21 protein-coding genes are annotated in these 20255 nt (G+C 37.0%); 12 read left to right on the forward strand and 9 right to left on the reverse strand.

Annotation, left to right across the window (positions count from 1 at the left end; translation table 11 throughout):
- Positions 1-37: 37 nt before the first annotated feature.
- Both AQF98_RS08555 and AQF98_RS08560 read right to left on the reverse strand, forming a co-directional pair.
- Positions 38-313, reverse strand: coding sequence for a zf-HC2 domain-containing protein (locus AQF98_RS08555; RefSeq protein ID WP_055131521.1), 276 nt, complete (start codon positions 311-313; stop codon positions 38-40).
- An 11-nt stretch (positions 314-324) separates the two neighbouring features.
- Entirely contained in the window at positions 325-912 is a 588-nt protein-coding gene (locus tag AQF98_RS08560) for a sigma-70 family RNA polymerase sigma factor (RefSeq protein WP_055131522.1), read from the reverse strand.
- Positions 913-1054: 142 nt separating this feature from the next.
- On the opposite strand from AQF98_RS08560, the gene AQF98_RS08565 reads away from it, so the two are divergent.
- Genes AQF98_RS08565 through msrB form a run of 7 tightly spaced genes read left to right on the forward strand, consistent with a single transcriptional unit; the run spans position 1055 to position 6024 of the window.
- Positions 1055-1519: a YHS domain-containing (seleno)protein gene (locus AQF98_RS08565; RefSeq protein WP_055131523.1), complete on the forward strand. Its 465-nt coding sequence runs from the start codon at positions 1055-1057 to the stop codon at positions 1517-1519.
- A 24-nt stretch (positions 1520-1543) separates the two neighbouring features.
- Positions 1544-1987, forward strand: a complete 444-nt coding sequence (locus AQF98_RS08570; RefSeq protein WP_055131524.1) for a YHS domain-containing (seleno)protein — start codon at positions 1544-1546, stop codon at positions 1985-1987.
- Positions 1988-1998: 11 nt separating this feature from the next.
- Positions 1999-2403 carry a DoxX family protein gene (locus AQF98_RS08575; RefSeq protein ID WP_055131525.1) on the forward strand — a complete coding sequence of 135 codons (405 nt, stop codon included), beginning with the start codon at positions 1999-2001 and terminating at the stop codon, positions 2401-2403.
- A 7-nt stretch (positions 2404-2410) separates the two neighbouring features.
- Positions 2411-2911, forward strand: coding sequence for a hypothetical protein (locus AQF98_RS08580; protein ID WP_055131526.1), 501 nt, complete (start codon positions 2411-2413; stop codon positions 2909-2911).
- The gene (locus AQF98_RS08585; RefSeq protein WP_055131527.1) at positions 2899-4692 is read left to right on the forward strand and encodes an NRDE family protein; all 1794 of its coding nucleotides are present in this window, start codon (positions 2899-2901) and stop codon (positions 4690-4692) included. The genes AQF98_RS08580 and AQF98_RS08585 overlap by 13 nt, the downstream gene beginning before the upstream one ends.
- A 54-nt stretch (positions 4693-4746) precedes the next feature.
- Positions 4747-5514 carry a thioredoxin family protein gene (locus AQF98_RS08590; RefSeq protein WP_055131528.1) on the forward strand — a complete coding sequence of 256 codons (768 nt, stop codon included), beginning with the start codon at positions 4747-4749 and terminating at the stop codon, positions 5512-5514.
- A gap of 6 nt (positions 5515-5520) precedes the next feature.
- Complete coding sequence (gene msrB, locus AQF98_RS08595) at positions 5521-6024, forward strand: peptide-methionine (R)-S-oxide reductase MsrB (protein ID WP_055132096.1); 504 nt, start codon at positions 5521-5523, stop codon at positions 6022-6024.
- A 36-nt stretch (positions 6025-6060) separates the two neighbouring features.
- On the opposite strand, the gene AQF98_RS08600 is transcribed toward msrB, so the two are convergent.
- The 6 genes from AQF98_RS08600 to AQF98_RS08625 form a co-directional block, all read right to left on the reverse strand.
- On the reverse strand, positions 6061-6570 hold the full coding sequence (locus AQF98_RS08600; RefSeq protein WP_055131529.1) for a DUF1772 domain-containing protein: 510 nt from the start codon (positions 6568-6570) through the stop codon (positions 6061-6063).
- Positions 6571-6650: 80 nt separating this feature from the next.
- Entirely contained in the window at positions 6651-9791 is a 3141-nt protein-coding gene (locus AQF98_RS08605) for an efflux RND transporter permease subunit (RefSeq protein ID WP_055131530.1), read from the reverse strand.
- A 31-nt stretch (positions 9792-9822) separates the two neighbouring features.
- Positions 9823-10917, reverse strand: coding sequence for an efflux RND transporter periplasmic adaptor subunit (locus tag AQF98_RS08610; RefSeq protein WP_055131531.1), 1095 nt, complete (start codon positions 10915-10917; stop codon positions 9823-9825).
- Positions 10918-10922: 5 nt separating this feature from the next.
- A complete protein-coding gene (locus AQF98_RS08615; protein ID WP_055131532.1) occupies positions 10923-12191 on the reverse strand; it encodes a TolC family protein in 1269 nt (422 codons plus the stop codon).
- A gap of 56 nt (positions 12192-12247) precedes the next feature.
- A complete protein-coding gene (locus AQF98_RS08620) occupies positions 12248-13594 on the reverse strand; it encodes a HAMP domain-containing sensor histidine kinase (protein ID WP_055131533.1) in 1347 nt (448 codons plus the stop codon).
- Entirely contained in the window at positions 13595-14275 is a 681-nt protein-coding gene (locus AQF98_RS08625; protein WP_055131534.1) for a response regulator transcription factor, read from the reverse strand.
- A 126-nt stretch (positions 14276-14401) separates the two neighbouring features.
- Between AQF98_RS08625 and AQF98_RS08630 the strand changes: the two genes are divergently transcribed.
- From AQF98_RS08630 to kdpA, 5 genes are all read left to right on the forward strand, one after another.
- Positions 14402-15739, forward strand: coding sequence for a sigma-54 dependent transcriptional regulator (locus tag AQF98_RS08630; RefSeq protein WP_055131535.1), 1338 nt, complete (start codon positions 14402-14404; stop codon positions 15737-15739).
- A gap of 172 nt (positions 15740-15911) precedes the next feature.
- Positions 15912-16514 carry a GNAT family N-acetyltransferase gene (locus tag AQF98_RS08635; protein ID WP_055131536.1) on the forward strand — a complete coding sequence of 201 codons (603 nt, stop codon included), beginning with the start codon at positions 15912-15914 and terminating at the stop codon, positions 16512-16514.
- A 21-nt stretch (positions 16515-16535) separates the two neighbouring features.
- Positions 16536-17657 carry a M20 family metallo-hydrolase gene (locus tag AQF98_RS08640; RefSeq protein WP_055131537.1) on the forward strand — a complete coding sequence of 374 codons (1122 nt, stop codon included), beginning with the start codon at positions 16536-16538 and terminating at the stop codon, positions 17655-17657.
- Positions 17658-17911: 254 nt separating this feature from the next.
- Complete coding sequence (locus AQF98_RS21820) at positions 17912-17989, forward strand: potassium-transporting ATPase subunit F (RefSeq protein ID WP_152969700.1); 78 nt, start codon at positions 17912-17914, stop codon at positions 17987-17989.
- A 94-nt stretch (positions 17990-18083) separates the two neighbouring features.
- Complete coding sequence (kdpA, locus tag AQF98_RS08645; protein WP_055131538.1) at positions 18084-19802, forward strand: potassium-transporting ATPase subunit KdpA; 1719 nt, start codon at positions 18084-18086, stop codon at positions 19800-19802.
- Between the two features lie 48 nt (positions 19803-19850).
- Here kdpA and AQF98_RS08650 read toward each other — a convergent pair whose 3' ends face one another.
- Positions 19851-20216, reverse strand: coding sequence for a four helix bundle protein (locus AQF98_RS08650; RefSeq protein ID WP_055131539.1), 366 nt, complete (start codon positions 20214-20216; stop codon positions 19851-19853).
- Positions 20217-20255: the final 39 nt, after the last annotated feature.

Genomic DNA, 20255 nt, shown 5'->3' on the forward strand with positions numbered 1-20255 from the left:
ACGAATGGTCTGGTTGGTTAGCTAATCAACCAAACCATTAATGTTCTTCTAGCTTCTGTTCAATTTTTTGCTGTAATGCCGATTTGAAATCTTCATCAAGTTTGATGTGCTCATACCGATTGCCAAACAATTTTCCGCTAAACATTTTATTAATGAAAATGCTTTGTTGTTGAAACATTCTACAGACAGAACAGCCAGCCAAATGAATTTTAAGCTCCATCTTTTCTCTAGCAGTTAAAGGACTAAGCTGTTTTTTCTCAATCAAGAAAGTAGCTTTTTGGCAGTTGTAAGCAATTTTTGTGATAGGGTTCATAGCTTAATGATTTAGATCCAGTGTTTTTGTAAACAAGCCCTCAAACTGAGTTTTGTGCGATGGATGATGACCCAAAAATTAGATGGTGTTACTTTTAGCGTGGTACAAATCACCTCTGTTGGTTCCTCATCGATATGTTTCATCGAAAATATAGCATACCATAATTCCGGTAATTTTTTCATACAGCCTTGTAAAATGTTGTTAAACTCTTTCTGTTGCAAGGGTTCTTCTTGTAATGCGATAAATTCTTTTGGTCGATGTTCTTGTTTCCAGTGCCCATCTTCAGCATCGAAAAAATCTTGTTGAAAGGTTTCTTCCGTTAAAGCTTCTGTTTTGGCACTTAATCCAGACGATTTTTTACGATATAGGTCAATAATCTTATTTTTTAAGATGGCCGTTAACCAAGTCTTTTCAGAGCTTTTGCCTTCAAAAGTGGCAGTCTTTTCTAATCCAGCCAAAAAAGTTTCTTGTACCAGGTCTCTTGCCTGTTCTTCGTCATTTATTCTGGTCAAGGCATACCGATACAAGTAATCAGCATAATTCTCAATCCATTGACGAGGGTTTACCATTTCTACTGTTGCTGGTTTAGCGTCTTGCATAAGCTTTTGTATAATTCAATATAGGGTTTTATTTAGTTAGTCGTACTAAAGCATTGAACCTTACAAGGATTTATAAATTAATTGAATCTTTTTGTAAGGTTTCAAAAAAAAGTCCGACAAAGGGGAAAAAGACCATATCATTATGAAAAAAATCCTAGTTTTTTTAATCCTATCCACTTTTGTAATCACCAATGGGTCAGCCCAAACTGACTTACGGAAAAAACAATTTAATCTAGATCGATCTGCATTAGCCATTGAGGGCTATGATCCTGTTGCATATTTTGTTAATAGCAAGGCGATTGAAGGTAAAAAAGATATCAATATCACCATTGAAGGAGTAAAGTATCATTTCAGCTCCGTTAAAAATAGAGAACTCTTTAAAGCAGATCCGTCTAAATACGAACCACAATATGGCGGATGGTGTGCTTATGCCATGGGTAAGAACAATGAAAAGGTATCAGTAGATCCAGAAACTTTTAAAATATTGAATGGGAAATTATATCTATTCTATAATAAATTTTTCACCAACACCCTTAAAGATTGGAACAAGGATGAAACGAATTTAAAAACGAAAGCAGATCAAAACTGGATCAAAACAAATCAATAAATAGTTATAAAATAAAAACAAGACATGAAAATCTTAATTACCGTAGCCATAGTTACATTTTTTACCATCTCCAATGTCAATGCACAGAAATCGCAAATATTTGCTCCCGGTGGCAAAGCCATAAAAGGTTATGATCCGGTTGCATTTTTTAAAGATTCAAAACCTGTAAAAGGAGAAGACAGTCTCTCTTTTAATTGGAAGGATACCAAGTGGTTATTTGCAAATAGAGCTAACCTAGAAAGTTTTAAAGCCGACCCAACTCGTTTTGAACCACAATATGGCGGTTATTGCGCTTATGGTACCTCTAATGGTTACAAAGCACCAACCCAAACTGATACATGGACAATTGTAGAGGGTAAACTGTATTTCAATTACAATACAAAAGTTAAAGAGATGTGGACAAAAGATCAGCAAGCTTTAATTAAAAAAGCGGATGAACAATGGCCTAAAATAATAGACAAACCTTAAAATAATAACTGATGACTTTACAACAGAAAAACGTTATTTATTGGGTATTACGCCTAATTGCAGCAATAATTATGCTCCAAACTTTGTTCTTTAAATTTACTGGAGCACCAGAATCAATTTACATTTTTTCAAAATTAGGAATGGAACCTTGGGGTAGGATTGGAACTGGGGTACTTGAACTACTCGCATCTATTTTGATTCTGATGCCTCGAACTACTGGTATTGGTGCACTAATGGGTACTGGTTTAATGGCAGGTGCAATTTACTTTCATCTGAGTAATTTAGGTATTGTGGTACAGAACGACCATGGGAAATTATTTATGTTGGCCTTAATTGTTTTGATACCCTGTCTTCTTCTACTTTATATTTTTAGAGCACAACCCATCGCCTTGCTCAAAAAAAGAAATCCTAAATAAGATCGCTATGTATTTAAAAGAGCCAATAGTAAATCTCTTTGCCCAATTAAGTGAGCTTTTGAAAGCCTTAACTGATGATCAGTTTATCAAACAGATACCCATAATGTCTAGTGCAACAATTGGTCAACATATGCGACACATTATTGAGTTTTATTTAGCACTTGATCAAGGTTATATTTCGGGAGAAGTTAATTACGATCAGCGTAAAAGAGATCATGCTATTGAAACGGATCGATATTTTGCCATCGCCAAACTACAGCAAATAGCAGCTTCAATTGAGAAGCCAAATCATCAATTATTGTTAGCTGCTAATTATACCATTGCAAACAATGATGAATTCACGGTACCCAGTAGTTACTACAGAGAATTGGTTTATAATTTAGAGCATACTGTTCATCACATGGCTTTGATTAGAATAGCTGTTGCTGAATTTTCATCCATTAGTTTACCTATAGATTTTGGTTTAGCCATTTCTACTTTAAAATACAGAAACGAATGTGCACAGTAACCTTTATCCCAGTTAAAAACGGTTATTATATTACATCTAACCGTGATGAACAATGGACCAGGGCCAATGCCTTGGCTCCGCAACGATACCATATGAATGGTTATGATATATTGTTCCCGAAAGACACAGCTAAAGGAGGTACTTGGGTAGCTTTAAAAGAAAATGGAGACGTTGCTGTTTTACTTAATGGGGCTTTTGTAGGTCATGTGGCTTTACCACCTTATGCTAAAAGTAGAGGGCTTATTCTCTTAGAGGTACTTGGACATGAGCGGCCATCTACTTGTTTTGACCACCTTAATTTAGAAGAGATTGAGCCTTTTACATTGATCCTTTTTACCAAGGGTCAATTACACGAGTATAGGTGGGATGGTAAGAAAAAACATCAAGCCTTGTTGAATAATAAAATTGCGCACATTTGGTCTTCTGCAACCTTATACACCCAAAAAACAATGCAAGAACGGGAGCGTTGGTTTATAAATTGGCAAGCAGCTAACCAACAATCAATTGGTACAGATAGCATTTTAAATTTTCATCGTTTTGCAGGCACCGGAGATCAGAATAACGATTTGGTGATGAATAGAGATGGAAAAATAGCTACGGTAAGTATTACTCATATTCATCTTTCTAAGGATAATGCCAGGATGATCTATCTCGATTTAAAACATCAGGTGCCAGATTTAGAGAGCCTAGCTATCAACTTAAAAACTAACCATAAAAAGAATCTGTTCAATAAACCGTTGTTTTCTAGTTTTAAAAAAACCATGATCAAGATTTTGAATTGGGAATATTGGCCACTTCAATTGGTGTATGCACCGCCAATGTTGTATTGGTTTTGGTTGAGTTTAAAAGCACGTTCTTTATTCTTTTTTAGTGCAGCAAATCCTTTAATACTCAATGCGGGTTTTGCGCTTGGACGAAAAAGCAAAATATATGAACTGATGCCCACCAAATATTACCCAAATACTTTAGTGTGTAGAACTGAGGCAAAAACAGAAGAATTACTCAACTTATGTAAAATGCAAAACTTAGGTTTTCCGATGATTGCCAAACCTGATGTTGGAGAACGAGGCGTACAGGTAAAACTTTTAAAAACAGCAACAGAACTTAGTTTGTATCAACAACAATGTAAAGTTGATTTTTTACTACAAGAGTTTATTGATTATGAACAAGAAGCTGGAGTTTTTTATTACCGTATTCCAGGTGAGGGGAAAGGCAATATTTCTGGAATTGTAAGTAAAGAATTTTTGGCTGTTACTGGAGATGGAGTATCTAGTATCGAAATGTTATTGATGAAGGAAGATCGTTTCTTCTTGCAGCTCCCTATTTTAAGAAATACCTATGGTAAATTTTTAGATCAGGTTTTACCTGTAGGGAAGCTTCAAACTTTGGTGCCTTATGGCAACCATAGTAGGGGTGCCAAGTTTGTAGATTCTAGCCATATGATCAATACTGAATTGGTAGCTACAATTGATCAGCTTTGTCAGAAAATTCCAGAATTTTATTTCGGTCGATTGGATATTAAATTTAAGAATTGGGAAGACTTATCAGCAGGTAAGAATTTCTCTGTAATTGAAGTAAATGGTGCTGCAAGCGAACCCACACACATGTATGATCCAGCTCATTCCATTTTTTTTGCATGGAAAGAAATCATCAGACATTGGCAACTACTTTACCAAATCAGCAAACTTAACGCAGAAAGAAAGGGGTTAAGTTTAATGAGTACAGCAGAGGGTGTAAAAATGATTAGAGCGCATGCGCAATACCTAAAAATATTGGCTTAGTTGCTTAAATTTAGGTGAATAAAAGTTAAAGATGATTTATTCAAAATAGACAAGATGAAAATAAAAATATTAAGTATAGCTGTACTTTCATTAATTATGATTGCAGGGCTTTTAGCCTGGGTTAAGCCCCGTAGTATATTGGTGAAACCACATTTGTCTGAAATAAAAGGATTTGCCATAGTAGAACTGTTTACTTCAGAAGGTTGTTCAAGTTGTCCGCCAGCAGACGAGGTTTTAGCTAGGTTGGCGAAGTCGGGGCAGAAGAATTTATATTTATTGGCATTTCATGTAGATTATTGGAATAAATTGGGCTGGATAGACCAGTTTAGTAATGCGGCATATAGTGCACGTCAACGTGAATACGCATCAATGAGCGGTGCAGATGGTTTGTATACACCACAAGCAATTATCAATGGTAAATTACATTTAATCGGATCGGATGAAGAGAAAATGTTAAATGGAATTGCTCAATTAGGTAAGCAATCCTCAACAAATCAGGTTAAAATAATGGCGAAGGAGAATGAAAATCATACAGTTGATATTGATTATACAATAGAAAAGTCTTCAAAATCGTTAGTATTAAATATTGCAGTGGTACAAAACAGTGCTAAGGATGAAATAAAAGCAGGGGAAAACAAAGGGCTTCAACTGAAACATGTCAATATTGTTCGAAATTTTAAAACTGTAGCAGCCAATAATGGTCATGTCAATCTTAATTTACCTAATGATCTAAAAACCAATAATTACGCTATTATCGTATATATACAAGATAAAGCATCAATGGAAATTACAGGTGCAACTCAATATACTTTCAATAAATAGATGGCCATGAAAACAATCGTAAATTCAATCATTTTTGTACTGCTTTTTGGCAGTGTTAATGCACAAAATAGTGAGGTAAAAAATCCTTATTACTCTAGAACAGCCACCAATAAACTAAATGTAAGTAATGCCCAATGGAAAAAGATACTTCCGGCAGCCTTATATGCAGTGGCTAGAGAAGGCGCTACCGAGCGAGCTTTTACAGGGAAATATTGGGATTCTGAAACCAAGGGTACTTATTATTGCAAAGTATGTGGCAATGCTTTGTTTAAATCGGATGCCAAATTTGCGAGTACTTGTGGCTGGCCAAGTTTTTTTGAACCCATTCGTAAAAACAGCACCATTTATAAAGAAGATAATTCTTTAAATATGCATAGAACTGAGGTGCTTTGTGGTCGTTGTAATTCTCATCTTGGCCATATTTTTGACGATGGGCCTGCACCAACTTATAAAAGGTACTGTATGAATTCAATATCAATGGATTTTGAACCTAGTGGCTTAGGAAAATAAAATAGCAGCAGGCAGTCCCCTTTCTTTAACTACTATTTATTCGATTTTAGTTCGATAAAAGAGAGCAATTATCGTTAAAATGAAACTAATGACCACACTAATGGTTCGAATCTGATGATAAAATAACCAAGGTTTTTCAAATTTAGAACGAAGTGTGAGTAGTTCTTCAATAGACATCGATTTTAAATCGGCCTTTGCCAATAAATCATTTAAAGGAACATTTCCAATGATGGTGACGCCAAAAACGCCAATAATATAGATTAAGGAGGCCACCAATAACAAAAAGTAAGCGTTTGAATTGCCGCCAGCCTTGTATTGAAGCCAAGTTGAGATAGGGAGTAATATTAATGTCCCCATAAATGTGAGGAAGAATACGGGGTTCAATATGGCACTATTGATGGCTTGCATGGCCGAAAGGTATTCGGCATCTTTTAAACGAGCTAGACCTGGATTTACTGAACATGAATACGCATAAAATAACCCAGCAATTAGGCCAGTGACAACTGTGGTTAAGATAAAAATCATATTTTTTGTGTTAGCACTCATTTAGCATTACAATTGATTAAGGTTTAGATGAGTAAACCCATTTAAAGTTACTCATCTATCACCTAGAATGCTATAATTTGCTAACTATTTATTTCCAATCTGCTAGCCCCTAATTTTTGCACTTTCTTTTGATAAGACCAATAAAATACAATTGGGTAAACAAAGAGATTAAACAAAGTATTGGTAATTAAACCGCCTATCACTACAATAGCCAATGGTTTAGAGGCCTCAGAGCCAATTCCGGTTGATAAGGCTGCAGGCATCAGACCAATAGCGGCCATCATTGCAGTCATCAATACCGGTCTAAACCTGCTGGCTATTCCATCCCTCATGGCATCGGTAAAGGTCCAAGTTTCATGGTGTTTAAGCTCTGCAATATTGGCTTTGAATTTGGTGATGAGAATTACCCCATTTTGAACACAGATACCAAATAGTGCGATAAAGCCAATCCCAGCAGAAATGTTAAAGTTTACACCTGCAGCCAATAAGGCCAGAATGCCACCAATCATGGCAAAAGGTACATTGTTTAATACCAATAGCGCATCTCTGATATTGCCAAAAAGTACAAAAAGGATAAAGAAAATGAGTAATAAACTAATCGGTACTGCTTCACTTAGACGGGAAATGGCTCGCTGTTGGTTCTCAAAATCACCAGCCCATTCTAATTTGTAGGCTTTAGGTAATTTGATAGCCGCATTTACTTTTTGTTGTGCTTCGGCAATTACACTGCCCATGTCTCTGCCTCTAATTGAAAATTTAATGGCCCCATAACGTTTATGTTTATCACGATAGATCATACTTGGCCCAGTAATTTTTCTAATGGTAGAAATTTCTCCCAATTGCACATTAGAACCAGAAAGGGTAGGGATTCGCAATTTACTGATCGAACTTTCATCATTCCTAAAATCCTCAGGATAACGGATCACCAGATCAAACTTCCTTTCACCTTCATAAATCTGTGTTGCAGCCTTGCCTCCAATGGCCATTTCAATTACAGCGTTGGCATCAGCTGTGCTTACACCATATAAGGCCATTTTCTTTTGGTCTAAGTTGATCTGCAGTTCGGGTTGGCCCAGATTTCTTAAAATACCCAGATCTTCAATACCATCAACAGTTTTTAAGATATTTTCAATCTTTTCTTCTTGTTTTTCAATGTATTCAAAATCTTCGCCAAACATTTTAACCACAATAGAACCTTTTACACCAGAAACAGCTTCTTCCACATTATCAGAAATGGGTTGCGAAAAGTTAAGGCTAATGCCTGGGAAACTTTTCAATTTCTCTTGCATCCGCTCAATCAGCTCTTCTTTGGTCTGTTTCCTTTTCCATTCTTTTTTGGGATAGATATCTACGTGAAATTCCATATTGTAAAAGCCTGTAGCATCGGTTCCATCATTTGGCCGTCCGGTTTGCGACATTACCTGTTTCACTTCTTCAAAACTTAAAAAGATCTTTCGCATGTCGTTGGATAGTTTTTTTGTCTCATCTAAAGAGATGCTCAACGGACCAGTTGCACGTACATAGATTGAACCTTCATCAAGTGTAGGCAAAAACTCTGTACCCAAAAATTTAAAACTGAAGATGCCCAAGACCAAGATGATGATAGCCGTACCGAAAACAAGCCTCTTCTTTCTAAAACAGAAATCGTAGATTTTAAGTGTTTTTTTGGTAATCCATTCCAGAAAGATATTGTGCTTTTCCTTTACATCTTTTTTCAACAAAATGCTGGCCATCGCTGGCACCAACGTAAAGGTTAAAATCAATGCCCCCAATAACGCAAAACTTAAGGTCCATGCCAAGGGCGAGAACATTTTTCCTTCTACTTTTTCAAAAGTAAAAATAGGAAGGAGACCTGTAATGATGATCAGTTTAGCAAATAAAATGCCTTTTCCATTCTCTAAACAAGCTTTTTTAATCAAACCCAATTTGCTCATTTTGTTGAAACGAGGCATTCCAGCTTTTTTGGCATGATGATCTAAGGCAACGAATATCCCCTCTACCATCACCACTGCGCCATCTATAATGATCCCAAAATCTATGGCCCCCATAGACAACAGGTTGGCTGGCATACCCTTCAGTTTTAAACAGATAAAAGCAAATAGGAGGGCAAGGGGAATGATAATGGACACGATCAATGTGGTACGCCAATCGGCCATAAAAAGGAAAACGATCAGCGTAACAAACAAAATGCCCTCTAACATATTGCTCATTACCGTATGAACAGAGTAATTGACCAAATCTTCACGATCGTAAAAAGCTTTGATTTTTACATCTCCAGGTAAGATATTGGTATTGATATCATTGATTTTTTCTTTTAATTTGGCAATCACTTCACTCGGATTTCCACCTTTTCGCATCACTACAATGCCTTCAACTACATCGGGGTCGAGGTCTCTTCCAATCTGGCCCAAACGTGGACGGGTAGATTCTGCTACATCTGCAATGGTTTTTACATAAATTGGTGTTCCATTTACGTTGTCTACTACAATATTTCTAATCTCATCAATATTGTTCAATACCCCAATTCCTCTTACCACATAGGCCTGACCACTTTGTACAATCACATCGCCACCCACATTGATATTGCTTTTAGAAACGGCCTCAAACAATTCAGTTGCACTTACCCCATATTGGATCGCTTTTTCTGGATTTACGGTAATCTGATAGGTTTTCACCTCTCCACCAAAACTAACCACATCGGCAATGCCAGAAACGGCTAACAATTCTCTTTGGATCACCCAGTCTTGCAAGGTTTTCAATTCCCTAACCGATTTTTGATCGCTGGTTAAGGTATACCTAAAAATTTCTCCTGTTGGCCCATACGGTGGTTGTACCTCTGGTTGCACACCTTCTGGTAAGTCGGCTTCGGCCAAGTGGTTATTCACCTGAACCCTTGCGGCTGCATAATCTACATCATCTTCAAAGGTTACCTTCACAATAGAAAGACCAAATAGCGAAGAAGAACGAATGCTTGTTCTTTTCTCTGTTGGGTTCATGGCAATTTCTAGCGGTCTGCTCACAAATTTTTCTACCTCTTCTGCACTACGCCCGGGCCATTGGGTAATAATGGTGATGTTGGTATTGGTAACATCAGGAAAAGCGTCTATGGTAGTATGTTTAAAGCTTAAATAGCCTGAAAGTATGAGGATAAAGGTGGTGAAAAAAACAAAGTATTTGTTCTTTAGTGCAAACCCAATTACACTCTTTATGAATTTGTTCATTACGGTAAATTAATAGAGATAAAAGAATGGGTTATTTTTTCAGGCTTTCGAACAAGAAGACCTGCTTTGATGAAATGACTTGATCGCCAGCATTTAATCCCTTGCTGATGTAAGCTTTATCGGCAGTTTTACGTCCAAGTTCAATCTCTTGCACCCGAACTTTTTTATTGGGGTCAATTACAAGTACATAGTTTTTATTGTCGTCGAAAATAATGGCTCTTGCATTTACTACAGGCAGGTTTGTACCTGTACTTGCGGCTACTTTAACCGTGGCCAGCATTCCTGGTTTTAACGTATAACCTGGGTTATTAATGCTTACCCTTGCTTTCATCACCTTGCTGTCTTGGTCAATTAAGCTGTATAGTTTATCAATTTTTCCAGTAAATACCTTTTCAGGATAGGCCAGAACTGAAATATTGACCTGATCACCTTCTTTCAATTTGGCAATATCAGATTCGTAAATATTGATCATGGCCCAAACAGCAGAAAGATCGGCAACGGTAAACAGGCTTTTCCCAAAATCGCTCCGGATCTGCATATTGCTATTGGCATTTTTCTCTATAATAAAACCATTAATTGGCGATTTGATGGCGTATAATCCAATTTTATTACCTCCATTCAACTTCAAAACGCTGCTAGCTCTTTTCAGCTCAGCCTTTTTAATTTCGTATTCGTTTTTAGCCTCTTCCAGTTCTTTTGCAGAAGAAAGTCCATTTTCAAATAATGCTTCGGCCTGTTTCAGGTTACGTTCGGCATTTTTTAGTTCAGAGCCAGCGGTGATCTCTTCTTTATCAAAACCAGCCATTTCAGCACTGCTCATTGTGGCTAAAGTTTGTCCCTTATTTACCTGATCGCCAACCTTAACACTAATCTGTCTTAAAGTGCCACTTACCATTGGGAAAATTTCAGACTTGCGTTCTTGGTCTTCAGTAATCTTGGCCGAAAAACTAAGGTCTGTTTTGCTGTTGGCCTGTTGTACGGTATCAATCAGCAAACGGTTCAGCAGCGAATCTGTAATTTCAAATTTCTCTGCCACTACCGGAGTTTTATGCTGGCTGCAACTCTGCATCATCAATAGGGCTAATGGAATAAAGTAAATGCTGATTTGTTTTTGCTTGAACTGCATGTGGATTAGTTGAAAATGTTTGAACCTGTTACGTAGTTAATTTCTTCTCTGTTGCTTAATCTTTCAAATTTTAATTGGTTAAGCTGTAGGGTACTTTCTTTATAAGATTGATAGAAGTCTAAAAACTCAATTAGACTGATGTTCCGTTCTCTAAAATTCTTGTTTACACCTACCATCAACTGGTCAAAACTGTTGCTAAACTGGGGGTCGATGCTTTTGTACTGTTGTTCAGACCTAAGGGCGGTTTGGTAACTATTGTATACCTCGTTTGCCAATAGCGCTTCTTGCATCTGAATGTGGGTGCTTGCTGCCTCAATACCAATTTTCGCTTTTTTAATTTCGCCCTGGTTGCGGTTAAACAATGGAATGGGAACTCTAATGCCTATGCCTGTATACTTTTCTGGGTAATTCCCTTTTAAATCGTAGCTGAGTGATAATTCGACATCTGGAATGGCCATTGCTTTTTGTAGCTTTAAATTGGCCTCGTTGTAGCTTAGCCCTGTTTTAGCCAGTTGATAATCAGAGCGATTGGCCTTAGCAGAATCTAACAAGTTAACATAAGGAGTTTTTTGAACCTCATTACCCAAGCCTTGGTTTGGATTTAAGCTCAAATAAAGCTTAGTATTGGCCTCAATGCCACACATCAGTTTAATGTCCTTGTAATTGTCTTCTAACTCATTTAACAAGCTATTGAGCTCCGATTTTAGATTAATCAATAAAGATTGGATCCTGATCACATCTTTTGAAGCAACATTGCCCATTTTAAATTGCTGTTGGTAAATGTTTAACAGCTGCTCACTTGAAGTAATTTCTTGACGATAGACTTGAATAGATTGACTACTGTAATAGGCTTTGTAAAATGTATTTCTCAATTGAAAACGAAGATTTCTTAAGAGGTCAGCATATTCATGCGTCGCCATTTTTACCCCGGTTTCTGCTAAGGCTATATTTTTTTTGCGTTTGCCAGCCAATTTAATCAGCTGAGAAATTTGAGCATTATATTGCCCTGTAGCAAAAGAAGTTTCAAAAAACCGCTTTGTTTCGTGATTGTAGAAGAGGTTTTCGTAGCTCAGTTCTGGATTATCAAATAATTTTGCAGTGATGATTTCTGCCTGTGCTTGGCTAATTTGATAATTGGCGGCCAGCAATTGATAATTCTTAGTCAAGAATAAGCGTTCTGCTTGTGTAAGGTCTATTTTTAAACTATCGGTTTGGGCTTTTACAGCCATAGCAGACAATAGCAGCAAAGCGAACAATAAACGAATTGTTTTCATTTGGCAAAGCTATTGCCAGTAAATTAAAGCCGAATTAAAGCGAAATTAAAACGGGATTAAAGTTTAGGAAACGATAAGATAAAGGTACTTCCTTTGGCTGGGGTAGATTCTACTTCAATGTGCCCTTTAAATAGACTGATAATTTTGGAAGCCATGTATAAGCCCATTCCTTCGCCATATTGTCCACTTTGTGCAGATCTACTGTAATAGGGCTTAAAAATCTCCGCTAAATCTGTAGCGTTAATGCCGATACCCTGATCTTGAATGGCTAACCTAATCTGTTGAGGATTACTTTCGAGTATACATTCGATGGTTTGGTTGTTGGAGAATTTGAATGCATTGGAGATGATGTTGTTCAAGGCAATATGCAATAATATGGTATTTGCCAAAATGATAGGCTCATGGTCTATTTGAAAAGTCAACTGAAGATTGGCCCCGTTTTGCTTTTGCCATTCTTCTTTTAGATCGATCAGAATTTCATCGAGACGGATGGGAGAGAGATGGGAGCTGGCTAATTCCAGGTCTACTTTGGCAAGGGTGAGCAGACCGGTAATGATATCGTCCATTTTTGAAATATCTTCGAGCATCGATTCCAATACTTTTTGATAATCAGTGATTTGTCGTTCTTTAGATAAAGCCAATTCTGCGGTCATCATTACCCTCGTAATTGGGGTTCTGAGCTCATGCGAAGCATTAGATACAAACGTTTTTTGCAAGATAAAAGCTTGTTCTAGTTCTTCCATCAATTGGTTAAAGTTTTGAGCCAATTGATTGATCTCATCTTTGGCAGTGGTTTCTTTTACCCGAAATTCCAGATTAGCCGAACCTACTTTTTTCACCTCTTCCATAAAGACATGTAAAGGTTGTAGAATTTTTTTAGCCAACCATCTTCCAGAAAATAACAATAAGATCGAAATGATGATAAAAGTAGCCAGCATGATCTTAAAGAGCTTTTTCAGTCTGTAAAGCGAACTCTGATCAGTTGCAGAAGCCAAAATCACAAAATCGCCCTGATTGTCTTTATAAAAAATACCTACTACTTGATGTTCGCCATCTTTAAATTGGATTTTTCGCTCTTTCCGAACCTTATCAATTACCTCTGCTGTCCAGTATTGTGCCCGATCTCCAATAAATGTAGCCTTGTTCTTTGAATCATAGATCCTGATCACTTCATCACTCAATTTAACAAGATATTGGCTCCTCACTTTATTCAGGGCATCCCTAGAAATTTCATCGGCTTCTAAATACAGTTTAGCCGTTACCATGGTACGGTCGGTTAATCGAGCATAAAAATCGGCTTCCAAAAATTTAAGGAAAATAAAATAGACACTACAGAGCACAAACAAAAGCATACCAGTGCTAATGAGTGTAAAATTTAATGCCAATCTATCTTTGATCTTCATTTACTTTAAGATATAGCCCATATTAATTTTGGTGTGGATCAACTTCCGTTCAAAGCCCTTTTCAATCTTTTTTCTTAAAAAATTAACGTACACATCAATTACATTAGTGCCCGTATCAAAATTGATGTCCCAAGCCTGTTCTGCAATAAACTGACGGGATAATAAACGATTAGGGTTACGTAAGAAAAGTTCTAACAATACATATTCCTTTGCACTGAGGTTAATGGGTACATTAGCTCTTTTTACCTCTTTGCTATAGGTATCCATGCAAAGGTCTTCATAACAAAGCAAATGAGCGGTTTCTTTTATGCTTTCTGGTTGATAGCGCCTCAATAAAGCGCTAATTCTGGCCAACAATTCTTTCAAATGAAAGGGTTTAACCAAATAATCGTCTGCACCTGCTTCCAATCCAGTCACCTTATCATCTACAGTGCCCAAGGCAGTTAACATCAGTATTGGAATATTTGGATTTGTGGCCCTGATCTTTTGGCAAAGCTGATGGCCATTAATTTCGGGCATCATTACATCTAAAATTAAAAGATCAAATTTTTCTTGTTGAAAGACCTGCAAAGCGGCTGCACCACTGTCTATAGCCACAGCATCATAGCCATTTTCTTCTAAAGCAGATTTTAGTAGTGATGCAATTTTGCGATCATCTTCAGCTATTCCAATTCTAAGCATGCAACAAATGTAATTATCTAGGCTCAATAAATAAATGATTTTGCCTAAGGCTTTACAAAGTTGAATTTTAAAGCAGGTATGGATTTTGTGATCTTTATACCTAATATTGTCACATAATTTCAAACCATGAGCTCAACAATACTCATCATTGATGATGAAAGTAAAATCCGCAGTTTACTTGCCAGGATTATAGAACTGGAAGGTTTTGCTGTTTTACAGGCACAAAATGCAAAAGAAGGTTTAAAAATGATCAGTAATCACGATGTGGTAGTGGTGATTAGTGATGTTAAACTACCTGATGCCAATGGAGTAGAATTGGTTAAACAAATGAAGGCCATTAAACCTTACATCGAGATCATTAACCTTACGGCTTATGGTACAATAGCCGATGGAGTTTTGGCCATTAAAAATGGCGCTTTTGATTACCTGACCAAGGGCGATGACAACGATAAGATTATTCCGTTGGTGTACAAGGCCATTGCCAAGGCCGAACTGCAATTGAGAGTATACGAGTTGGAAAGTAAAATAGTTGGCAAATACAGTTTCAAACATATTTTAGGAAATTCGAAAGCCATTAAAGAAGCCATTACTTTGGCAGAAAAAGTAGCGGTTACCGATACTACGGTTTTACTGTTGGGCGAAACAGGGACAGGAAAAGAAGTATTTGCTCAAGCCATCCATTTTGAAAGCCCTAGAAATTTAAAACCTTTTGTAGCCCTAAACTGTAGTGGTTTTAGCCCTGAACTGTTAGAAAGTGAACTGTTTGGCTACAAGGCAGGCGCCTTTACAGGAGCAAATAAAGATAAAAAAGGCTTATTAGAAGAAGCCAATGGGGGTACCTTATTTTTGGATGAAATTGGTGAAATGAACCTCGATCTGCAAGCTAAACTATTGCGGGTACTGGAGAATCAATCATTTATTAAAATAGGAGCCACCACAACCAGCCAGGTTAATGTACGGATTATAGCGGCCACTAATCGAAATTTAAAGGAACAAGCAGATGCTGGCCATTTTAGGTTAGATCTATATTATCGTTTATCTGTATTTATCATTCCGCTACCTGCATTAAGGGAGCGAAAGGCCGACATTACTTTGTTAGCCGATTTCTATTTAGCAGAATTTGCCAAAAAGGTAAATCGACCTAAGCTAAAAATGGAAGATAAATTACTAACAGCCCTAACCAAACACAACTGGAAAGGGAATGTACGGGAACTTAAAAATGTAATGGAAAGGTTGGTGATTTTAGCCGATACCAATACTTTACATACTGCACAGTTACCCAATGAGTTTTTTATTGATACGCCACAAAGCAATGCGCTTGATTTGCAAACGATAGAAAAACAACATATCCAAAAAGTTTTGGCACATACCAAAGGCAACAAAACCGAAACCGCTAGGTTATTAAATATTGGGCTCACTACTTTATACCGTAAAATAGAAGAATATCAACTTCAGGAAGACTAGTAAAAGCTTTCATTTTAATAAAAAACCCTTTCATTTTGGAAGGGTTTTTTAATGAATGGCCAATGGCAAAAAGAGGAAGTTATATTTTTTTGATAGGTCTATTGGCACTTTTCTAGGCTTGGTAATTGTTAGGCACGGCTATTGAAATCCCCGTTTTTATAAATTCATAAAAATGGAAAATCAAAAGATCTTTATACGTATTGCTACAATTGAAGATATCAAATACGTAGATGAAATTATTAAAGAAACAGAAAGTTCGGCTATTGCCAGAGGAACAGGTATCGCTAAGCGTTCTGCGCTAACAGTGATGCAAAAAATGCGTGACGGAAAAGCAGTAATTGCTTTAACCAGTACCGGAAATTGGGTTGGCTTTGCTTATTTAGAAATTTGGGATGATGGCAACTTTGTTTCAAACTCTGGTTTAATTGTGGCGCCTGCATTTCGCAATTTAGGCGTAGCTAAATCTATCAAAAGTAAAGTTTTTGAAATAGCGAGATGGACTTGCCCAAATGCCAAAATCTTCAGTATTACTTCAGGTAACGCTATTATGAACATGAATAGCCAATTGGGCTTTAAGCCAGTGGCTTTTGAAGCAATTACGCAAAACGAAAAATTTTGGGATGGCTGCAAAAGCTGTGTAAACTACGATATTCTGGAGCGTAACAAAAGATGCAATTGTTTATGTACAGCCATGCTATTCGATCCTGAATTTACTGCAAACAGCGTCCAATTTGAAAAACCAACCTTACGTTATCCTCTTTCTCAACTCATTTAACAAACCCTTAAAATTAAGCAAATGAATACGAACATATTATATCACCAAGCCATACAATTGTTAGAAAAAATGATCGCTACACCTTCTTTTAGTGGAGAAGAAAAGCAAGTTGCAGATCAGGTCGAATCATTCTTAAATACCTACTTGGTTCCAACCACAAGAAAACACAACAATATTTGGTGTTACAACAAGTATTACGATACCAAAAAACCGACTATCTTATTAAATTCTCATCTCGATACGGTGAAACCAAATGAGCAGTACAAACTCAATCCTTTTGACCCCACAATTAAAGATGGACGAATTTATGGCTTGGGCAGTAATGATGCAGGTGGGGCGTTGGTTGCGTTAACAGCTACTTTTTTACATTTTTATGCACAGAAAGATTTACCATTTAACCTTTGTTTAGCGGCAACCGCTGAAGAAGAAAACTCGGGACAGAAAGGTATCAGAAGTATCTTGAATGATTTATTGCCCATTTCTTTTGCCATTGTTGGCGAACCAACTACCATGCAAATTGCAATTGCTGAAAAAGGATCGATGGTATTAGACTGTTTGGCTACTGGGAAATCAGGACACGCAGCTAGAGCCGAGGGCATCAATGCCATTTACAAAGCCATCAAAGATATTCAATGGTTCTCGACTTATGTTTTTCCGGTAGAGTCTAATCTTCCTAACCCGGTTAAAATGACAGTTACCCAAATTCAGGCAGGGCAACAACACAATGTCGTACCGGGCGAATGTGCCTTTACAGTAGACGTTAGGTTTGACCATAGCTACACGGTAAAAGAGATCATGAATGTGATCCAAAACCATACCTTTTGTGATATTAAGATCAGACCCAATATTTTAACCCCTTCGGCAATAGATGTTTTGCATCCATTAGTAAAAACAGGTTTGGCCATTGGTAGAAAAACATACATTTCTCCAACAAGCTCCGATCAAGGTTGGTTAGAAATGCCATCGGTTAAAATGGGGCCAGGCGACTCGGCCCGTTCTCATATGGCTGATGAGTTTATCTTTCTGGCAGAAATAGAACAGGGGATAGCCATTTATATCGAATTGCTCGAATCTATTAAACCTTACTTAGCGAGTTCGGCTACTCAACCTTTGCCCGCTTTACAAAGCATTAATGAAAATTAAGTCCTTCTAAACCCAATTTTCATTTTGATAAAAACCCTTCCAAAATGGAAGGGTTTTTTTATAACCTAAGTTTTTGTTTTTTATTTAAGTATTTGTATTACAGTTGTTTATATTTTATTTATTTCATTGGTATAGCGATTGGTATAAGCGTTAAAAATTAAAGAACATGATCACAATTATCTTATTGCTCACCCTACTTGTCTTTTGTTGGATAATGTACAAATCCATTGACTGGTTCGAAAACATTTAGACTTATGCTAACACTATTTATCATCGCAGTAGCTGTATTCCTTTACATGGTTTACGTACTCATCAAACCAGAAAAGTTTTAATTAGAAATAAGGCGGAATAGTAAGGTTTTACGTAAAAACAAACCTAATTCCATTTTAACTTAATTATTTACCATCTCCAATTTAAAAAAAGAAAATGAACACAGAATTTCTTGGCATTATTGCCACTTTCCTGCTCACACTTGTTATTGCCATACCACTTGGTAAATACTTAGCAAAGGTTTTTGCAGGAGAAAAAGTATGGACAGACTTTTTAAACCCGATAGAGAAAGGAATTTATAAACTTTCGGGCATCAATCCAAAAGAACAAATGAACTGGAAACAACATTTAAAAGTGTTGTTACTTATTAATTCAGTATGGCTGGTATACGGCTTTGTGGTGCTGATCTATCAGGATAAATTACCATTAAATCCAGATGGTAATCCTGGTATGACAGCAGACCTTGCATTTAATACCATTATCAGTTTTGTAGCCAATTGTAACCTGCAGCACTATTCTGGCGAGAGTGGAGTAAGCTACCTTACGCAACAATATGTATTGATGTTCTTGCAATTTGTAAGTGCTGCAACTGGTATTGCTGCCGCAGTGGTATTATTTAAAGCATTTAGAGATAAAACCAGCGAAACACTAGGTAACTTTTGGGAGTTTTTTGTAAAAGCAATTACCCGTTTGTTATTGCCAATTGCCATTGTTATTGCCCTAATTTTAACGTTTAACGGCACGCCTTCAAGTTACGAATCTAAAGATCAGTTTATTTCAATGCAAGGCGATACCGTTAATGTTTCTCGCGGTCCTGCAGCACAGTTTATTGCCATTAAACATTTAGGAACCAATGGTGGTGGCTTTTTTGGAGCCAATTCAGCACATCCTTTCGAAAACCCTAATTACATCACAAACATGGTAGAAATGATGGCACAAACCATTATTCCAATCGCTATGGTGATCTGTTTTGGATATTTTATCCGTCGCAGAAAGCTAGGCTGGATGATTTTTGGTGTAATGACCATCGGGATGTTGTTATTGATGATTCCTTCATTAAGTTCTGAACTAGGTGGAAATCCAGAGATTGCCAAAATGGGCATTAGTCAACATACTGGAGCTATGGAAGGGAAAGAGGTAAGGGTTGGCCCTGCTGCTACTGCTTATTGGAGTACCTTAACTACCATTATTTCTACAGGCTCTGTAAACGGAATGCACGATAGTACCATGCCTTTAACTGGTCTTTGGCAATTGTTGGCCATGATGATCAATGGTTTTTATGGTGGTTGTGGTGTAGGAATGTTAAACTACTTCATCTATCTCATTATTGCCGTTTTTATTTCTGGTTTAATGGTAGGGCGAACCCCAGAGTTTTTGGGACATAAAGTAGAAGCTCGTGAAATTAAAATAGCCGCCATCATTACTTTGCTCAGTCCATTTTTAATCTTGGCAGGTACAGCCGTGTCGGCACATTTGTTTACCAATTATGGTGATGCTACATGGACAGTGCAACCTAAAAATTGGTTGAACAATCCAGGTTTTCATGGTTTTTCGGAGATGTTGTATGAAATGACATCTTCAAATGCCAACAATGGTTCTGGTTTTGAAGGCTTGGGAGATAACAATACGTTTTGGAACCTATCTACAGGAATTGTCATATTTCTAGGTCGTTTCTTGCCAATTATTGGTCCTGTAGCTATTGCAGGCTTGTTGGGCAGAAAGAAATTCATTCCTGAATCTGCTGGTACACTAAAAACAGATACGTTAACCTTTAGCTTAATGACTTTTGCCATCATTATCGTATTGAATGCCCTTTCTTATTTCCCAGCATTAACATTAGGTCCGTTGGCAGAATATTTTACAATGCTTAAGTAAGGGGAATAGGAAATAGTAAATAGTAAATAGTAAATGGGGAAGGGGTTGCTATACTTTAATCCGCTTCTTAACCATATTAATAAAACCTAATAACAATTTAAAAATGGAATCTAAATCAATAGAGATCAGCTCAAATTCTTTTGCAGACAGGAAGTTTAACTCCGTTGCTAAAAGTAATAAGGTATCTAATTCACTTGCCGATCCTAATGCAATGTATAGGAACTGTTGCAATTCTTTATCTGATCTTCTTGCTGCACCTTCGGCAATATTGACAGGGATTGAGGTACAGGCTCTTCGAATTTGTGAGATTAATCCAAACCGCTCTTCTAGAGGGAAAGTTGAGGTAAGGATATACAGCTTTTTAACTAAGGCAAAACTTTGTTTCCATACTTCTAAGTTTTGGTGTGGTTTCATAGGCAATATAGATTTATGTACGCTCAATGTACCATTTTG

Source organism: Pedobacter sp. Hv1 (assembly GCF_001412215.1).
Taxonomy (GTDB): Bacteria; Bacteroidota; Bacteroidia; order Sphingobacteriales; family Sphingobacteriaceae; genus Pedobacter.

Coding starts and splice junctions, on each gene's coding strand:
- AQF98_RS08615 (WP_055131532.1), bottom strand. CDS start 12,191: ATGAAAACAATTCGTTTATTGTTCGCTTTGCTGCTATTGTCTGCTATG.
- AQF98_RS08625 (WP_055131534.1), bottom strand. CDS start 14,275: ATGCTTAGAATTGGAATAGCTGAAGATGATCGCAAAATTGCATCACTA.
- AQF98_RS08585 (WP_055131527.1), top strand. CDS start 2,899: ATGTGCACAGTAACCTTTATCCCAGTTAAAAACGGTTATTATATTACA.
- AQF98_RS21820 (WP_152969700.1), top strand. CDS start 17,912: ATGCTAACACTATTTATCATCGCAGTAGCTGTATTCCTTTACATGGTT.
- AQF98_RS08555 (WP_055131521.1), bottom strand. CDS start 313: ATGAACCCTATCACAAAAATTGCTTACAACTGCCAAAAAGCTACTTTC.
- AQF98_RS08630 (WP_055131535.1), top strand. CDS start 14,402: ATGAGCTCAACAATACTCATCATTGATGATGAAAGTAAAATCCGCAGT.
- AQF98_RS08560 (WP_055131522.1), bottom strand. CDS start 912: ATGCAAGACGCTAAACCAGCAACAGTAGAAATGGTAAACCCTCGTCAA.
- AQF98_RS08610 (WP_055131531.1), bottom strand. CDS start 10,917: ATGCAGTTCAAGCAAAAACAAATCAGCATTTACTTTATTCCATTAGCC.
- AQF98_RS08620 (WP_055131533.1), bottom strand. CDS start 13,594: ATGAAGATCAAAGATAGATTGGCATTAAATTTTACACTCATTAGCACT.
- AQF98_RS08580 (WP_055131526.1), top strand. CDS start 2,411: ATGTATTTAAAAGAGCCAATAGTAAATCTCTTTGCCCAATTAAGTGAG.
- AQF98_RS08575 (WP_055131525.1), top strand. CDS start 1,999: ATGACTTTACAACAGAAAAACGTTATTTATTGGGTATTACGCCTAATT.
- AQF98_RS08570 (WP_055131524.1), top strand. CDS start 1,544: ATGAAAATCTTAATTACCGTAGCCATAGTTACATTTTTTACCATCTCC.
- AQF98_RS08605 (WP_055131530.1), bottom strand. CDS start 9,791: ATGAACAAATTCATAAAGAGTGTAATTGGGTTTGCACTAAAGAACAAA.
- AQF98_RS08590 (WP_055131528.1), top strand. CDS start 4,747: ATGAAAATAAAAATATTAAGTATAGCTGTACTTTCATTAATTATGATT.
- AQF98_RS08600 (WP_055131529.1), bottom strand. CDS start 6,570: ATGAGTGCTAACACAAAAAATATGATTTTTATCTTAACCACAGTTGTC.
- AQF98_RS08565 (WP_055131523.1), top strand. CDS start 1,055: ATGAAAAAAATCCTAGTTTTTTTAATCCTATCCACTTTTGTAATCACC.
- AQF98_RS08650 (WP_055131539.1), bottom strand. CDS start 20,216: ATGAAACCACACCAAAACTTAGAAGTATGGAAACAAAGTTTTGCCTTA.
- AQF98_RS08640 (WP_055131537.1), top strand. CDS start 16,536: ATGAATACGAACATATTATATCACCAAGCCATACAATTGTTAGAAAAA.
- kdpA (WP_055131538.1), top strand. CDS start 18,084: ATGAACACAGAATTTCTTGGCATTATTGCCACTTTCCTGCTCACACTT.
- msrB (WP_055132096.1), top strand. CDS start 5,521: ATGAAAACAATCGTAAATTCAATCATTTTTGTACTGCTTTTTGGCAGT.
- AQF98_RS08635 (WP_055131536.1), top strand. CDS start 15,912: ATGGAAAATCAAAAGATCTTTATACGTATTGCTACAATTGAAGATATC.